Below are 15895 nucleotides of genomic sequence, written 5' to 3'. Positions count from 1 at the left end.
GATGAATACGGATTTACTCAAAAAATATGCTGCGCTCGTCATTCGCGTGGGGGTCAATCTACAGAAGGGACAGCCCCTTGTCATTCATGCGCCGATTACGTGTGCAGACTTTGTACATATGCTTGCATCAGAAGCGTACGATGTCGGGGCGTATGATGTCGCTGTGAACTGGAATGATGAGGCGTTTTCCCACATCCGCTTGCAAAAGGCGGATGCGGAGCGGTTTCGCGCGTTTCCCGCATGGCGCAAGGCGTTCTATGACGATTACGCGGCGCAGGGCGCGGCGTTTATCTCGATTGCGGCATCCGATCCTGATCTCTATTCGGACATTGACCCGCAGCGGCTCGCGGAGGCAAGTCAGACAGCGGGAAAAGCCCTTATGGACTACCGTGCGCGTCTGATGAGCAACAAAAATACATGGTGTGTTGTTTCTGTGCCTACAAAAGCGTGGGCGTGCAAGGTGTTCCCCGAATGCTCGGAGGAGGCGGCAATGGAGCGCCTTTGGGAAGAGATTCTCAGCGCCGTGCGTGTCTCCGCAACGGAGGATGCAGTATCCGCATGGCACACCCATATTGACCGTCTGCAAAAACGGACAGCATTTCTTAACGCACAGGCATTTACGGAACTGCACTACCGCAATTCGTTGGGAACAGATCTTCGTATCGAGTTGCCAAAGGGGCATATTTGGATGGGCGGCGCGGAGAAATCGGCAGATGGAATCCTCTTTGCCGCAAATCTCCCGACGGAGGAGGTGTATACACTGCCGAAACGCGACGGTGTCAACGGGACGGTGGTCGCCTCGAAGCCGCTCCACTACAATGGGAATCTGATCCGTGGATTCACGCTCACGTTTGAGGCGGGGAAGGTTGTCACCTACAAGGCGGAGCAGGGAGAGGAGCATCTGAAGGAACTTCTCAGCACGGATGAGGGGGCTTCCTTTCTCGGTGAGGTGGCGCTCGTACCGCATGATTCGCCGATTTCGCGGAGCGGTATCCTCTTTTACAATACCCTTTTCGATGAAAATGCCTCCTGTCATCTCGCTTTGGGAAAGGCATATCCGACCTGCATAGAGAATGGAGAGGGCATGACAGAGGATGAGCTGCAACAACACGGTGTAAATCATTCGCTCGTTCACGAGGATTTTATGATCGGGACGGCGGATCTTACGGTGGTCGGAAAAACTGCGTCCGGTGCGTCAATTACCATCATGGAGCATGGGAATTTTACCTTTTGATCCTGTGAGGTGAGAAATATGCGTGGATATTTTCGTTTCGTTGTACTGCTGCTGTGCCTTCTTTTGCTTTCAGTCAACGGAGAGGCGGCGGGCAGGGTACAAGCAGAGGATTTTTCCTATCAGAACGTTGCGCTCGGAGATGATGAGGGGGATCTGCGTGCGAAGTGGGGGGAGCCTGATGTGCAGAACGAGCAGGTGATATGGGGGATACACCTCAAGACCTTCACCTACGGAGATGTTGTCGTATCGACTTCTGCCGCTGCCGGGAAGGTGGTGGACATCAATCTGATCGGCGAGACGTACCGTCTGCGCAGGGATGTGCGCTATGGGGCGACGAGCAGTTATCTCATGAAGGTGTATGGGCAAGCGCCGCGTCAGTTTTTGGACGGTAGTACCTGCTATATCTACGCACATCCGGAACATCCGCATGAGCGATTGATTCTGAATCTCGATGCGGAGAACAATGCACTTGCATCCGCGCGTATCACCATGCTTCCGCTGACGGATGAGGAGGCGGATGCCATGGCACTGTCGGATGACGATACCTTTGTTGAGCTCGATTTGACCAAAGGGCTGATCGCTTGCAAGGAGATTGATGTATCTGATTTGCCGCAAAGTGACAAGGTGCGGCTGGGAGGATATGTCAAATGACACACGAGCTGCATATGCGCGCACTCGGACATCGCGCCATACGCTATGCCGGAATCACCCTCGGCTGTCTGATCGCGAGTTGTTCGATCAACCTGTTTCTAATCCCTGCGCACCTTCTGACAGGGGGGGCGACGGGCATTGCGATGATCGTCTATTATCTCTTTGGGCTGCCCATCGGCCTCCAGACCTTTCTCTATAATATACCGCTCCTCTTTATGGCGTGGAAGCTGATGGGCAGAGCCTATACGATCGACATTATCATCGGTACGGCGATTTTCTCGTTCTTTCTCGATCTGACGCGGCCGCTCAATGCCTATGCTCCGGTGAATGATATGATGCTGACCACCGTGTACGGCGGTGTGTTTGCGGGGCTTGGCTATGGTCTGGTCTTTCGCATGAATGGCAGCACAGGCGGTTTTGATATTCTGGCGGCTATCGTTCGTAAATACTATGACCTGCATATGGGTGGCGTTCTCTTTTCAATGAACTGCCTTATCATGCTTATTGCGGCGTTCCTCTTCGGCATGGCACCCGCGATGTTCACGCTCATCTATATGTTCATCAATGCGACGGTGGTGGATAAAATTGTTGCAGGGTTTAACCACCGCAAGGCTGTTCTGATCATCTCCGATAAACACAGGGAGATTGCAGAGAACATTATCGACGAGATGCACCGTGGTGTCACGTTTTTGCATGGACAGGGTGCATACACGAGGCGGGAACGCAATGTTGTATTCGTCGCCGTCGGGACAACACAGGTCGGAAAACTGAAATTCATTGTACACAATGTTGATCCCCGTGCCTTTGTCATCATTATGTCTGCGAACGAGGTCATGGGACGGGGATTTGGACGGATCAATCAGAACGATGCCTCGGCATCAGACGATGCCTATGACGACGAAAAGGAAAGAAGATGAGTATTTATGGAAGCATCCTATTTGCTGAACAGCGGATTCCTCGTTCGCGTGGAGGGGGTTCTGCTTGTTTTTGATGCGTTTGACGATCCTGCCGGCGTGCTCGATCGGGAGCTTAGCAAGGACGACTTCACGCGGCTGTACTTCTTTGCCTCCCATGCGCATTTTGACCACTTCAATCCGATGATTGCGCGTTTTTCTGCCAAAGTGCAGCGTTACATCCTAAGTGAGGATATACGACAGAATCCGGGGAGTATGTGTATTCCGGCGGAGCAGGTCAGCTGGATCGGTGTCTATGATACTTGGCGGGATGACTGCATCGCAGTGACCAGTTTTTCCTCCACGGACGAGGGGACATCCTTTCTTGTGGAGGTGAATGGAAAACGCATCTTTCACGCCGGAGATTTCAACTGGTGGGACTGGACGGGCGATACCGCCGAAAACCGTAAACTTGCCGAGAATGCCTTTCGCAAGCAGATGAAACGCCTCGCGGGGCAATCCTTTGACCTTGCATTTTTCCCTGTGGATGGACGGCTCGGTCCGTCGATGGAGCGCGGTGCAAAGGTATTCTGTGCCGAGACGAACCCCAAGGCACTCGTTTCCATGCACTCCGTCGGCTATCCCGCATGGCAGCCGTCCGATGATTTTTTCGAGACAGGGGGTGAAATTCCGATCTGGTCGCCGACGAAAGCGGGGCAGCGGCATCATTTTTGAAATATAGGTTGAAATATAGGAGGTCATTCGGTAGAATGGGGAAGAAATTTTATCTTTTGACAGTCGGCGTTCTCGTCGCTGTTGCTGCGGTACTGTTTGCGGCACACAGCGGGAGTGCGGGGATGTCGTTCAATATGCTGTTGGATCAGGACAAAGGAGAGAACAAAGCTGTGTCAAAAAACCGCATTGCAGAGTTTACAACAAACAAGGGCACGTTCGAGGTGGAACTTTTCGAGGACAAAGCCCCCATCACCACGAAGAATTTTATCGACCTTTCGGAAAAGGGCTTCTATGACGGGCTGATCTTCCATCGCGTGATCGACGGTTTCATGATTCAGGGGGGGGATCCGAACGGCAACGGAACGGGGGGACCGGGCTACACGATTCCCGATGAGTTTGATCCCGCTCTGAAGCATGACGACGAGGGCATCCTCTCGATGGCGAACGCAGGTCCGAATACAGGCGGCAGTCAGTTCTTTATCACGCTCGCTGCGACCCCGTGGCTCGACAATCATCATGCAGTCTTTGGCAAGGTGATCGAGGGCATGGATGTGGTGCGCGACATCGGCCACACGCAGACAGGGTACGGCGATCGTCCTGTGCATGATGTCGTGATCGAGAAAATCACGATCAAAGACGCTGCGGAATGAACTACGCCTATCTTTTGTTGTGTGCGGACGGAAGCCTCTATGCAGGATGGACGAACGATCTCCGGCGGCGGCTGCGCGCACACAATGAAGGAAACGGGGCGAAGTACACACGCGCCCGCCGGCCGGTTCGTCTTGTCTATGCCGAGGAATATGCAACGAAGCAAGAAGCACAGAAGCGTGAATGCCAGTTCAAGAAAATGAATCGAAAGGAACGTCTTTTACTGATTCACACGGGACGGGAGAACACTGTGCCGACTGCTTTTATGGATGAAGTCAATACATCAGAATGACAATAAAGGGGATTGTTCCATGACAGAAAAGAAGGTCATGCTGACCGAGGACGGCTACAACAAGCTCGTCGAAAAGTTAAACTACCTCAAAAGTGTACGCCGCATCGAAGTTGCCGAACGGCTCAAGGCCGCCATTGCGCTTGGCGATCTTTCCGAGAACTCCGAATACGATGATGCCAAGAACGAGCAGGCATTTCTTGAGGGCGAGATCCAGGAACTTGAGACGAAGATCCGCAACTCCGACATCATCCAGGCGGGCGACGGCAAGACCGTCACCATGGGCAGCCGTGTGACGGTAAAGGATCTGGAATTCGACGAGGAGGAAACCTTTCTCATTGTCGGATCAACCGAGGCAGACCCGGACGAGGGGAAAATCTCAAACGAGTCTCCACTCGGCATGGCACTGCTCGGTCAGATGATCGATCAGACGGTCAATGTCAGTGCACCGGCTGGGATCATTCAGTACAAAATCATGGATATTAAGAAGTAAGGAGCAGGGATGGCTGAAGAAAGAGAAACTACGCCGCGTGTGCCGGAGCAGGATCTGAATGAGATGATGCGCGTCCGCCGTGAAAAGATGGAGGCGTTTCGTGCGATGGGGGTCGCTCCGTTCGGACATCGCTTCGAGGTTACGGACTATGCTGCGGATCTGAAGGAAAAATATGACTACCTCACAGAGGATGAGGAAGGGGCGCAGGTGTGCATTGCCGGGCGACTGATGGCAATACGTGGACATGGCAAAGCGTCATTCTCTACACTCAATGACCGTACGGGAAATATACAAATTTATTTCAAGATGGACGTGCTCGGCGAGCAGAAATATAAGGAAGAGTTTAAGCGTCTCGACCTTGGTGACATCGTCGGTATTCGGGGGGTGGTCTTTAAGACGCGGCGCGGTGAGATCACCGTACGCGTGGAGGATTTTGACCTGCTCTCGAAGTCGCTGCGCCCGCTGCCGGAGAAGTTCCACGGGCTGAAGGATGTGGATACGCGCTATCGCCAGCGCTATCTCGACCTCATGGTCAATATGGAGGTGCGTGAGACGTTCCGCAAGCGGACGAAAATCATCCAGTCCATTCGTCGTTATCTGGATGAACGGGACTTTCTTGAGGTGGAGACCCCCGTGCTTTCCTCTCTTGCGGGTGGTGCTGCTGCACGTCCCTTTATTACGCATCACAATGCGCTCGATATAGATCTCTATCTCCGCATTGCGACCGAGCTCAGCCTCAAGCGTCTCATTGTCGGAGGGCTTGACCGTGTCTATGAGATGGGGCGGATCTTCCGCAACGAGGGGATGGATGTGCGGCATAATCCAGAGTTCACGTCCATTGAGATCTATCAGGCGTTCGCCGATCATCGTGATCTCATGGCGATTACGGAGGGGATTGTGCGTCAGGCAGCAGAGGATGTGCTCGGCACAACCAAGATCACGTATCAGGGCATTGAGATCGATCTGGGGCGTGTCCGCACCGTCAGCATGAACGATGCCGTGCGCGAGGCGACAGGGAAGGACTTTCTCTCCTGCAATACCGTCGATGAGGCGCGTGCCATGGCGCGCGAGATCGGCGTTCCGTTCGAGGAGCGCCATGGCATCGGCGGCATTCTGAACGCCGCATTCGAGGAGAAGGTTGAGGAGTCGTTGATGCAGCCGACCTTCATCACGGGGCATCCGACCGAGATCTCGCCGCTCGCGAAGCGCAATGCGGACGATCCGCGCATTACGGATCGTTTTGAGTTCTTTGTCTACGGACGGGAGCTTGCGAACGGTTTTACGGAGCTGAACGATCCCATCGACCAGGAGCAGCGTTTCGTGGAACAGCTCGAACAGCGGGCAGCGGGCGATGCCGAGGCTCATGTGATGGATCGCGACTTCATCACGGCACTTGAGTACGGGCTTCCGCCGACGGGCGGACTTGGCATCGGCGTGGACCGCCTCGTTATGCTTCTGACCGACAGCGCTTCCATCCGTGACGTGCTCCTTTTCCCGACGATGAAGCCGCTCGCGGAATAATTTGAGAAACGCCTTGACAAGGCAGCCGTTTATCGCATATACTTGTCAAGGCTCATGGGTAGGTGGCCGAGTGGTTAAAGGCAACAGACTGTAAATCTGTCATCTTCGGATTACGATGGTTCGAATCCATCCCTGCCCACCACCGATGGCGGCATAGCTCAGTTGGCTAGAGCATGCGGTTCATACCCGCAGTGTCCGGAGTTCAAATCTCTGTGCCGCCACCATATGTAAATCAAGGAACGCCGGATTTATCGTGCTTCCTCTGTCGCAGTCGATGAAAGTAATCGACTGCTTTTTTTGTGTCTGCGATAAAGTTGGTGGACAATTCAGCGTACACAAAAATAATTTGCTTTTCCATGAAAGTTTGAATAATTCTCCAAAATAACTAATTGATTTTTCTGAACGAGAATGTTATAATAGTTCCATAGTTATGAACTATTGGTATACCCTGTTTCGAATCGTGTCACTTATTGCTAGGGATGGGTGACAGGAGAGTTTTTAAGGAGGAAATACTATGAAGGTAACTGTTGTTGGTGCAGGTAACGTCGGCGCAACCGTGGCGAATGTCGTCGCACTCAAGAAGTTCGCGCAGGAAGTTGTCCTCATTGACATTAAAGAGGGTGTCTCCGAGGGCAAGGCGATGGACATGATGCAGTGTGCTCATGCGCTGAACTTTGATACGACGGTCAAGGGGGTTACGAACGACTATGCTGCTACGGCAGACTCCGACGTTGTCGTTGTTACCTCCGGTCTGCCGCGCAAGCCTGGCATGACGCGCGAGGAGCTCGTCGGTGTCAACGCCAAGATCGTCAAGAGCGTGGTGGAGCAGGCACTCAAGTACTCTCCGAATGCCATCTTCATCATCATCTCCAATCCGATGGATGCAATGACCTACCTCGCGCTGAAGTCCACGGGGCTGCCGCGCAACCGTATCATCGGCATGGGCGGTATGCTCGACAGCAGCCGTTTCCGCTACTATCTCTCCGAGGCACTCAATGCGGCAGGACATCCCGCAACGCCGAGCGATGTGGACGGTATGGTCATCGGCGGGCATAACGACAAGACGATGGTTCCTCTTGTCAGCATTGCAACGCTGCGCGGCATTCCTGTCACCCAGCTCCTCTCGAAGGAAGTTCTTGCCGATGTCGTCCAGAAGACGAAGGTCGGCGGTGCGACACTGACGGGGCTTCTCGGCACGTCTGCATGGTACGCACCGGGCGCATCTGCAGCAACGCTGGTCGAGGCAATCGCACTGGACTCCAAGAAGATCATTCCGTGCTGCGTCTATCTTGAGGGCGAGTATGGCGAAAAGGAACTCTGTGTCGGTGTTCCCATCGTGCTCGGCAAGGGCGGCTTCGAGAAGGTCGTCGATGTGGTGCTTGAGGGCGAGGAAAAGGCGAAGTTCGAGGAGAGCGTTGAGGCAGCGCGTGCGGTCAACGCACAGCTCGGCGATGCGCTGAAGTAAATCCCTTCCGAAACGATCCAAAAGGCCTTTGCGGTTTTCCGCAAAGACCTTTTTTGGTGGAATACGGATATTTCTCTGTAAGCAGCAGATTTTCCCTTGACATTCCTGCCCTCTTTCCACTATAATAGCTATGCGCTGAAGAGGCGTATATGACTCACTAGCTCAACTGGCAGAGCAACTGACTCTTAATCAGTAGGTTCACGGTTCGATTCCGTGGTGGGTCACCATGTGTAGTTCATCCGCTTGGCGGTTTTGAAGAAAGCAGGTTGGTATACCAACCTGCTTTTCGTATATATGCGAAATAGGAGGCTCATTTGTGAATATCCTGATATTGAATGACGACGGCATTGCGGCAGAGGGCATCCGAACACTCGCGCGACATCTCGCACAGCATCATGCGGTGACTGTTGCAGCTCCCATGCACCAGCAGAGCGGCACGTCCCATGCGCTGACGATCGGGCGTGCGATTGAGGTGCGTGCCGATGAGAATTTTGATGCGGACTATGATATTCGGGCATGGGCAATCGACGGTACGCCGACGGACTGCGGCAAACTCTACCTCGACGCGATTGCGGAGGAATTGCCGGATGTTGTGCTCTCGGGGATCAATCACGGTTCGAATCTCGGGACGGACGTGATCTACTCGGGAACGGTCGGTGCGGCATTTGAGGGATTCTTTCACGGGATTCCGTCATTTGCGCTCTCGCGAATCGAGGGGAGCTGTATCAGCTATGCGGAGGTCGCGGCATATTTTGAGCCGTTTATGGGCCATGTATTGACAGCGATGGAGCAGCCGTTCCTGCTCAACATCAATTTTCCGAAGGAACTCGCAGGAGGCAGACCGCAGTTCGTCTTTGCCCGTCAGGGCGGGCGCGACTACATCAACGCCTTTGAACGCATCGAGGAAAACGGCTGTGTTCGCTACAGGGTGGCGGGCGAGGTGTCAGATACGGATAAGGGGGCGGGGACAGATATTTACGCGGTGGAGCATGGGCTGATCTCCGTTACACCGGTCGGTGTGGATATGACGGATTATCCGCTGCTTGAGGAATGTGGCAGATGCATCCAATGACGGATGCCTGTTGATAATCACTATAAAGAGAGGGGATTGCGGCTTCTCCTCTTTTTTTTTATGTCCATTTGCGGTATAATAACGAACGTGAATAGGATTCATATTTTTATGGGGGGATCTGCGTGCTGTATCCGCTCAATGTTGATCTGACCGGACGGCTTGTCATTGTTGTCGGCGGCGGTCGTGTGGCAGAGCGCAAGGTAAACGGCATTTTCGCGGCAGATGCGGATGTGTCTGTGCGCGTGATTGCGCCGGAGCTTACGGAGCTACTGTGGGAACTTGCTGACAGCGGGCGGATCGAATGGCGCAGAGACCACTATGCGCGGACGATGCTCGAAGGGGCGTTTCTCGTCTATGCAGCGACAAATTCGCCTACGGTCAACGCGGCTGTTGCGGCAGAGGCAAAGGAACGTGACATTCTCGTCAATGTCATTGATGATCCGGCGGCATCTTCGTTTCAGATTCCTTCGTCGGTACGGCGTGATGCCGTCCTGCTGACCGTTTCGACGGGCGGAGGGAGTCCCGCGCTGTCACGGGCGATTCGTATGGAGCTTGAGCAGCTCTATCCGCCTTCCTTCGGGATCTGGTTGGAGCGCGTGGCGCATCTGCGCAGCGAAATGCGGGCGCGGCTCCCGGACAGTGAGGAGCGCACGGCGTTCTGGCGCATGGCGCTGTACCCCCACATTTTGAACATGGTTCGCGATGGAGAGTTAGAGAAAGCAGAGGTTGAGTTACGCAATGCAGCTCTTGACATTGGGGCTAAATCATCGAACCGCTCCGGTTGATGTGCGTGAGCGTGTTTCATTTTCCCGTGAGGAACTGCGTTTGGGACTTTTAAGTCTGGGCGAGTATGACGGTCTGAGCGGTCTTGTGGTTCTTTCCACCTGCAACCGTACGGAACTCTATGCTTCGGTGGACGATCATACCTGTGGTGCGCAGGCACTGCGGCAGTTTTTGAACGATCTGGCGCAGGGCGGGGATGATCTTGACGAATATCTTTATACCTATGTCGATGATGAGGCGATTCGTCACCTCTTTCGCGTTGCCTCCAGTCTTGATTCACTGGTACTTGGCGAGGGACAGATTCTCTCGCAGGTGAAGGAAGCCTATGCGATTGCACGTGAGGCAGGAGCGACGAGCACGGTGCTCAATCTGCTCTTTCACCGTGCCATCGCAACGGGCAAGCGTGTACGGACGGAAACACGCATTGCGTACCGCTCGGTATCCGTGAGTTATGCAGCGGTGGAACTTGCCGCAGCATCCCTCGGCGGACTTGGCGGACGCAGCGGTCTGATCTTTGGCGCGGGCAAGATGGCGGAGCTGACGGCGGAACATTTACGGGCGCACGGGATCGAGAAGATTCTTGTCGCCAATCGCCATATGGAGCGTGCGGAGCGCCTTGCCGAACGCATTGGCGGGGAGGCGATTCCATTTGACCGCGCACTGGACTATATGACCGATGTCGATGTGGTCGTCACCTCGACGGGTGCGCCGCACTATGTCATCAAGGCGTGGGAGGCACGCCGCGTGATGGCGCGGCGGCAGGGGCGGAAGCTCTTTCTCATTGATATTGCCGTTCCACGCGATGTCGATCCCGATGTCGCGGCCATCAAGGGGATTGAGCTCTATAATATTGATGCCCTTGAGGCTGTGGTGGACGAACATCTCAGCGAGCGTCAGGCGGAGGCGGTCAAGGCGGAGCAGATCGTGAGTGAGGAGGTCGCATCCCTTCTCGAACGGTTCAAATATCTGTCCTTTCAGCCGCTCATGGCACTTCTCTCGGGACGCTGCGAACGCATACGCGAACGTGAGATCAAACGCATGGGGGCGAAACTTCCGGATCTTTCGGAAGAAGAACGTCGTCAGGTGGAGCATATGAGCCGCATGATTGTGCGGAAGATCCTGCGCACCCCCATGATGAAGATCCGCTCCTCGGCAGGAACGAAGGACGAGGCGTTTTACATTGAGGCGATGCGCGCCCTATTTAAATTGGATGCGATAGGAGAGACGGGGACAAGTGAACAGCGACACAATCACTATCGGTACGCGGGCAAGTAAACTGGCTTTGTGGCAGGCGGAATACGTCGCGGCGCAGATGGAAAAGCAGTATCCTGCCGTGTGTGTGGAGCTCAGGAAAATGACGACGAAGGGCGACCGCATTCTCGATGCGCCGCTCGCAAAGATCGGGGGCAAGGGGCTCTTTACCAAGGAACTCGAACAGGCGATGCTCGCAGGAGAGATTGATCTTGCCGTGCACAGCCTGAAGGATATGCCGACGGAAGTCCCTGCGGGGCTTGTCATCGGGGCGATCACGGAGCGGTTGGATGCGGGGGATGCCTTTGTCAGCGTTCGTTATCGGGCGATGGAGGAGCTTCCGCAGGGGGCACGGGTCGGCACATCCAGCCTTCGAAGGCGCGCGCAGCTGCTTGCTGTGCGTCCCGATCTTGAGATCCTTGATCTGCGTGGGAATGTCAATACACGTCTTGCGAAGCTCGATGCGGGAGAATTCGACGCAATCGTGCTCGCTGCGGCGGGGCTGAAACGTCTCGGACTGGGGCAGCGAATTTGTTCGATTCTTCCGCGCACGATGATTCTTCCTGCGGTCGGGCAGGGGGCGCTTGCGATTGAATGCCGTGCGGATGATGCACGGATTTGTTCGCTGATCGACTTTCTGCGCGATCCTCATATGACGGCGGCAGCGAGGGCGGAGCGTGCATTTCTGCGGCGCGTCGAGGGGGGCTGTCAGATCCCCGTCGGGGTTTATGCCGAGGTTGGCGAGGGCAATATACTCCATGTCGAGGCGATGATTGCCTCCGTCGACGGGATGCGCGTCTGTCGGTCGCGCTCCATGGGGGCTGTGGATGCGGCGGAGAAGATCGGCGTTGCTCTGGCAGAGGAGCTGCTTGATGCAGGCGGTCGAGATATTTTGAAAGAGATAGGAATTACGGTATGAGCGGAAAAGTATTTCTTGTCGGCGCGGGTCCCGGGGATCCGCGCCTTTTGACGGTTGGCGCGATGAATTGTCTTCGGACGGCGGATGTTGTCGTCTATGACCATCTCGCAGATGAGGGCATTCTCTCCTATGTACCCGCTGAGGCGGAGCGCATCTATGTTGGAAAGCAGTCCTGCAAGCATACGATGCGGCAGGAGGACATCAATGTCCTGCTCGCGGACAAGGCGGACGAGGGGAAGACGGTTGTCCGTCTCAAGGGCGGCGACCCCTTCGTCTTTGGGCGCGGAGGGGAGGAAGCACTTGTCCTTCTTGCACGCGGAATTCCATTTGAGGTACTGCCGGGTGTGACCTCGGCGATCAGCGTTCCCGCCTATGCGGGCATTCCCGTGACGCATCGCGGTGTTGCGGTTTCCTTTGCCGTCATTACGGGACACGAAGATCCGACAAAAGCGGAATCTCGTATACGATGGAAGCATCTCGCGACGGGGGTCGATACCCTTGTTTTCCTGATGGGCGTTGCAAATCTTCCCGTCATCACGAAGAAGCTGATCGAGCACGGACGTCCCGCCGATACCCCTGCGGCAATCATTCGTTGGGGGACGCGTGCCGACCAGGAGACCTACGTCACGACCGTGGGCGAGGCGGCAGAGATGGTACAGCGCGACGGCATCCGCCCCCCCGCGATCTTCATCGTCGGTGAGGTGGTAAAGCTGCGGGAGCAGCTGCGCTGGTTCGACCGTGCGGATATTCGACCACTGCATGGAAAGCGTATTCTTGTCACACGTGCGCGTGCGCAGGCGTCGGCTTTGACGGAACAGCTGACGGCACTGGGCGCATCCTGCATTGAGACGCCCGTGATTCGAATTGCGCCGCCCGCAGATGGCTACGCGGCACTGGATGCGGCAATCGCAGATGTGCAGTCCTACCATTGGATTATTTTCACGAGTGTCAATGGGGTGGAGCATTTCTTTGCACGGCTTCATCGTGCAGAAAAGGATACGCGTGCACTCGGTTATGCGAAGGTTGCCGCGATTGGTTCGGCGACGGCAAAGGCACTGCACTCATTCGGCATTCACGCCGATATTGTTCCGAAGGAGTTCCGTGCCGAAGCGTTGGTTGAGGAACTCGCCCCCATTCTTCCGCCGCGTGCGCGTATCCTGCTGGCACGCGCACAGGAGGCACGTGATGTCCTGCCCGCGTCGCTGCGCGCACATGGGGCGATGGTCGATGTTGTTCCTGCATACGAAACAGTGCCGGAGCGTGCAGGCGGGGAGGAGCTTGCCGAGCGCCTGATGCGTGGTGAGATTGACGTTGTTACCTTTACAAGTTCCTCTACGGTCAAGAATCTTGTACAGCAGCTGGGCAATATCACACCGCTCCAACAGACGAAAATCGCTTGTATCGGACCTGTTACGGCAGATACGGCACGAAGTTTTGCCATCGAGCCGGATATTGTGGCAGAACAATATACGATTGATGGATTGGTGAACGCAATAAAGGAGCAAGTGCAATGAATTTGATACAGCGTCCGCGCCGTTTGCGTATTTCGTCGGGGATGCGCGATCTCGTACGCGAGACAGAGCTCTCGCCGCGCGATTTTGTCTATCCGATCTTTGTTGTGCCGGGAGAGCGTATCAAGGAAGAGATTCCGAGTATGCCGGGCTGCTGCCACTACTCCGTGGATCAGGTCGCAGATCTTGCGCGCGAGATTGCGGCACGCGGAATTCCTGCGGTGGAGGTGTTCGGTCTGCCGGAGTACAAGGACGAAATCGGTTCGAGTGCATGGGATATGACGAGCCCTGTGCAGCGTGCAATTGCGGTGATCAAGGAGACGGTGCCGCAGCTGCTCGTGGTCGGTGATGTCTGCCTCTGTCAGTATACGAGCCACGGGCATTGCGGCGAGCTGCACGATCGCTATGTGGACAATGACGCAACCCTGCCGCACCTCGTTCAGACGGCAGTCAGTCAGGCACGCGCCGGCGCGGACATCGTTGCTCCCTCCGACATGATGGATGGACGCGTTGCCGCCATTCGTGCGGGGCTTGATGGCGAGGGCTTTGTCAACACGAGCATTATGAGCTACGCGGTCAAATATGCCTCGGGCTATTACGGACCTTTCCGTGATGCGGCGGACAGTACCCCCGCTTTTGGCGACCGCCGTCAGTATCAGATGGATCCCGCAAACGTCCGCGAGGCTCTGAAAGAGGCGGCTCTTGACGTGCAGGAGGGGGCGGACATCATCATGGTGAAGCCCGCGCTTGCCTATCTCGATGTCGTGCGTCAGGTCTATGAAAGGACGGATCGCCCGATTGCTGTCTACAATGTCAGCGGCGAGTATGCGATGGTGAAGGCCGCTGCCGCAAACGGGTGGATTGACGAGCAGAGGATTGTGTTGGAAACGCTCACAAGCATGAAGCGTGCGGGTGCAAAGATCATCATTTCCTATCATGCAATGGATGCCGCTGCATGGCTGAGTGCATAGGGAGGATCGTTATGCGGAATACAGAAAAGTCGAAGGCCGCCTTTGCCGAGGCGAAGGAATATATGCCGGGCGGCGTGAACAGCCCCGTCCGCTCCTTTGCGAATGTGGGCGGGAACCCACTCTTTATCGCGCGTGCCGAAGGCTCTAAAATCTATGATATTGACGGCAACGAGTACATTGACTATGTCGGCTCATGGGGGCCGATGATTGCCGGACATGCACATCCGCAGGTCGTGAAGGCACTGCAGGAGGCGGCGACGCACGGCACGAGTTACGGAGCGCCGACGCTTCTCGAAACGGAGCTTGCAAAACTGGTGCAGTCTGTCTATCCATCCATCGAGGTTATCCGTATGGTAAACTCGGGGACGGAGGCGACGATGAGCGCACTCCGTCTTGCACGCGGCTATACCGGACGCGATAAGATTGTAAAGTTCATTGGCTGTTACCATGGACACAGCGACAGTCTGCTCGTCAGTGCCGGCTCGGGGATGGCGACGTTTGGCGTGCCGAGTTCGCCCGGTGTGACGAAAGGAACGGCGGCAGACACGATTGCCGTTCCATACAACGATGCGGATGCGATCCGTGCAGTGATGGAGCGTGAGGGCGATCAGATTGCGGCGGTTATTATCGAGCCGGTTGCGGGCAATATGGGACTTGTCCTGCCGCGTCAAGGCTATCTCTCTCTCCTGCGCGAGCTTACGGAAAAGTACGGCGCACTGCTCATCTTCGATGAGGTCATGTGCGGCTTCCGCGCTTCGCTCGGCGGTGCGCAGGCAGCCTATGGCATCCGTCCCGATCTTACCTGTCTCGGCAAGATCATCGGCGGCGGACTTCCCGTCGCGGCATACGGCGGGCGGCGTGAGATCATGGAGCACGTATCTCCTGCGGGGCCTGTCTATCAGGCAGGAACGCTCTCAGGCAATCCGCTCGCGATGACGGCGGGCATTGAAACGCTGAAGATCATTACGGCAGAGCCGGAGGAAGGCAGGGCAGACTACAGCCGTGAGCTGACAATCAAGACAAAGGAACTTCTGCTCGGCTGGCAGCGTGCGGCGAAGGATGCGGGTGTTCCCATCTGTGCGCATCAGGCAGGCTCGATGTTTGGCATTTTCTTCATTGACCATGAGGTCTATGACTACGCCGACGCAGAGGCTGCGGATCAAGAGGCGTTCCACATCTGGTTCAAGACGATGCTCGATGAGGGGATCTATCTTGCGCCGTCACAGTTTGAGACGATCTTCCTCTCGGGGGCGCATACGGATGCGGATATTGTGCGTACGATTGCCGCTGCCGAGAAAGGTTTTGCAGCGGTAAAGAAATCACGCGGATAAGGCGTATAAGCAAACCTCCTGTGCGTATTTCCTGCACACGGGAGGTTTTTGTTTTGAGAAAAGTGCGATTGCTAGGAGCAAGGGCATATGGTATAATTCAATAGTAGTTTATCGGTGTTATTGTATTG

16 protein-coding genes and 3 tRNA genes are annotated in these 15895 nt (G+C 55.4%); all 19 read left to right on the top strand.

Features of this window, described 5'->3' with window-relative positions; translation table 11 throughout:
• Position 1 precedes the first annotated feature (1 nt).
• The 19 genes from QU667_RS06465 to hemL all read left to right on the top strand — a co-directional run bounded on the left by QU667_RS06465 (position 2) and on the right by hemL (position 15767).
• A complete protein-coding gene (locus tag QU667_RS06465) occupies positions 2–1234 on the top strand; it encodes an aminopeptidase (RefSeq protein WP_304986405.1) in 1233 nt (410 codons plus the stop codon).
• 18 nt (positions 1235–1252) lie between these two features.
• The gene (locus QU667_RS06460; RefSeq protein ID WP_304986404.1) at positions 1253–1885 is read left to right on the top strand and encodes a hypothetical protein; all 633 of its coding nucleotides are present in this window, start codon (positions 1253–1255) and stop codon (positions 1883–1885) included.
• Positions 1882–2802 carry a YitT family protein gene (locus QU667_RS06455; RefSeq protein WP_304986403.1) on the top strand — a complete coding sequence of 307 codons (921 nt, stop codon included), beginning with the start codon at positions 1882–1884 and terminating at the stop codon, positions 2800–2802. The genes QU667_RS06460 and QU667_RS06455 overlap by 4 nt, the downstream gene beginning before the upstream one ends.
• Positions 2803–2808: 6 nt before the next feature.
• Entirely contained in the window at positions 2809–3513 is a 705-nt protein-coding gene (locus QU667_RS06450; RefSeq protein ID WP_304986402.1) for an MBL fold metallo-hydrolase, read from the top strand.
• A 35-nt stretch (positions 3514–3548) separates the two neighbouring features.
• A complete protein-coding gene (locus QU667_RS06445; RefSeq protein WP_304986401.1) occupies positions 3549–4163 on the top strand; it encodes a peptidylprolyl isomerase in 615 nt (204 codons plus the stop codon).
• On the top strand, positions 4160–4453 hold the full coding sequence (locus QU667_RS06440) for a GIY-YIG nuclease family protein (protein ID WP_304986400.1): 294 nt from the start codon (positions 4160–4162) through the stop codon (positions 4451–4453). The genes QU667_RS06445 and QU667_RS06440 overlap by 4 nt, the downstream gene beginning before the upstream one ends.
• Positions 4454–4472: 19 nt before the next feature.
• Positions 4473–4943, top strand: a complete 471-nt coding sequence (gene greA / locus QU667_RS06435; RefSeq protein WP_304986399.1) for a transcription elongation factor GreA — start codon at positions 4473–4475, stop codon at positions 4941–4943.
• A 9-nt stretch (positions 4944–4952) separates the two neighbouring features.
• Positions 4953–6464, top strand: a complete 1512-nt coding sequence (gene lysS, locus QU667_RS06430) for a lysine--tRNA ligase (protein ID WP_304986398.1) — start codon at positions 4953–4955, stop codon at positions 6462–6464.
• A 56-nt stretch (positions 6465–6520) separates the two neighbouring features.
• Positions 6521–6606: transfer RNA gene (locus QU667_RS06425), tRNA-Tyr, on the top strand.
• A gap of 5 nt (positions 6607–6611) precedes the next feature.
• A tRNA-Met gene (locus tag QU667_RS06420) sits at positions 6612–6688 on the top strand.
• A 290-nt stretch (positions 6689–6978) separates the two neighbouring features.
• Positions 6979–7929, top strand: a complete 951-nt coding sequence (locus QU667_RS06415; protein WP_304986397.1) for a malate dehydrogenase — start codon at positions 6979–6981, stop codon at positions 7927–7929.
• Positions 7930–8080: 151 nt separating this feature from the next.
• A tRNA-Lys gene (locus tag QU667_RS06410) sits at positions 8081–8156 on the top strand.
• An 89-nt stretch (positions 8157–8245) separates the two neighbouring features.
• Entirely contained in the window at positions 8246–9001 is a 756-nt protein-coding gene (gene surE / locus QU667_RS06405) for a 5'/3'-nucleotidase SurE (RefSeq protein ID WP_304986396.1), read from the top strand.
• 122 nt (positions 9002–9123) lie between these two features.
• Positions 9124–9786 (top strand): precorrin-2 dehydrogenase/sirohydrochlorin ferrochelatase family protein, encoded by a 663-nt coding sequence (locus QU667_RS06400; RefSeq protein WP_304986395.1) that lies wholly within the window; start codon positions 9124–9126, stop codon positions 9784–9786.
• On the top strand, positions 9740–11059 hold the full coding sequence (gene hemA, locus QU667_RS06395; protein ID WP_304986394.1) for a glutamyl-tRNA reductase: 1320 nt from the start codon (positions 9740–9742) through the stop codon (positions 11057–11059). Before QU667_RS06400 ends, hemA begins: the two co-directional genes overlap by 47 nt.
• Positions 11019–11954, top strand: a complete 936-nt coding sequence (gene hemC / locus QU667_RS06390) for a hydroxymethylbilane synthase (protein ID WP_304986393.1) — start codon at positions 11019–11021, stop codon at positions 11952–11954. The genes hemA and hemC overlap by 41 nt, the downstream gene beginning before the upstream one ends.
• On the top strand, positions 11951–13468 hold the full coding sequence (gene cobA / locus QU667_RS06385) for a uroporphyrinogen-III C-methyltransferase (RefSeq protein ID WP_304986392.1): 1518 nt from the start codon (positions 11951–11953) through the stop codon (positions 13466–13468). The genes hemC and cobA overlap by 4 nt, the downstream gene beginning before the upstream one ends.
• Complete coding sequence (gene hemB / locus QU667_RS06380; protein ID WP_304986391.1) at positions 13465–14436, top strand: porphobilinogen synthase; 972 nt, start codon at positions 13465–13467, stop codon at positions 14434–14436. The genes cobA and hemB overlap by 4 nt, the downstream gene beginning before the upstream one ends.
• An 11-nt stretch (positions 14437–14447) precedes the next feature.
• Positions 14448–15767: a glutamate-1-semialdehyde 2,1-aminomutase gene (gene hemL / locus QU667_RS06375; RefSeq protein ID WP_304986390.1), complete on the top strand. Its 1320-nt coding sequence runs from the start codon at positions 14448–14450 to the stop codon at positions 15765–15767.
• Positions 15768–15895: the final 128 nt, after the last annotated feature.

It is taken from the genome of Selenomonas dianae (genome assembly GCF_030644225.1).
Classification (GTDB): Bacteria; Bacillota; Negativicutes; order Selenomonadales; family Selenomonadaceae; genus Centipeda; species Centipeda dianae.
The sequence above is the reverse complement of the archived record's forward strand: the minus strand, read 5'-3'. Positions and strand labels throughout refer to the sequence as shown.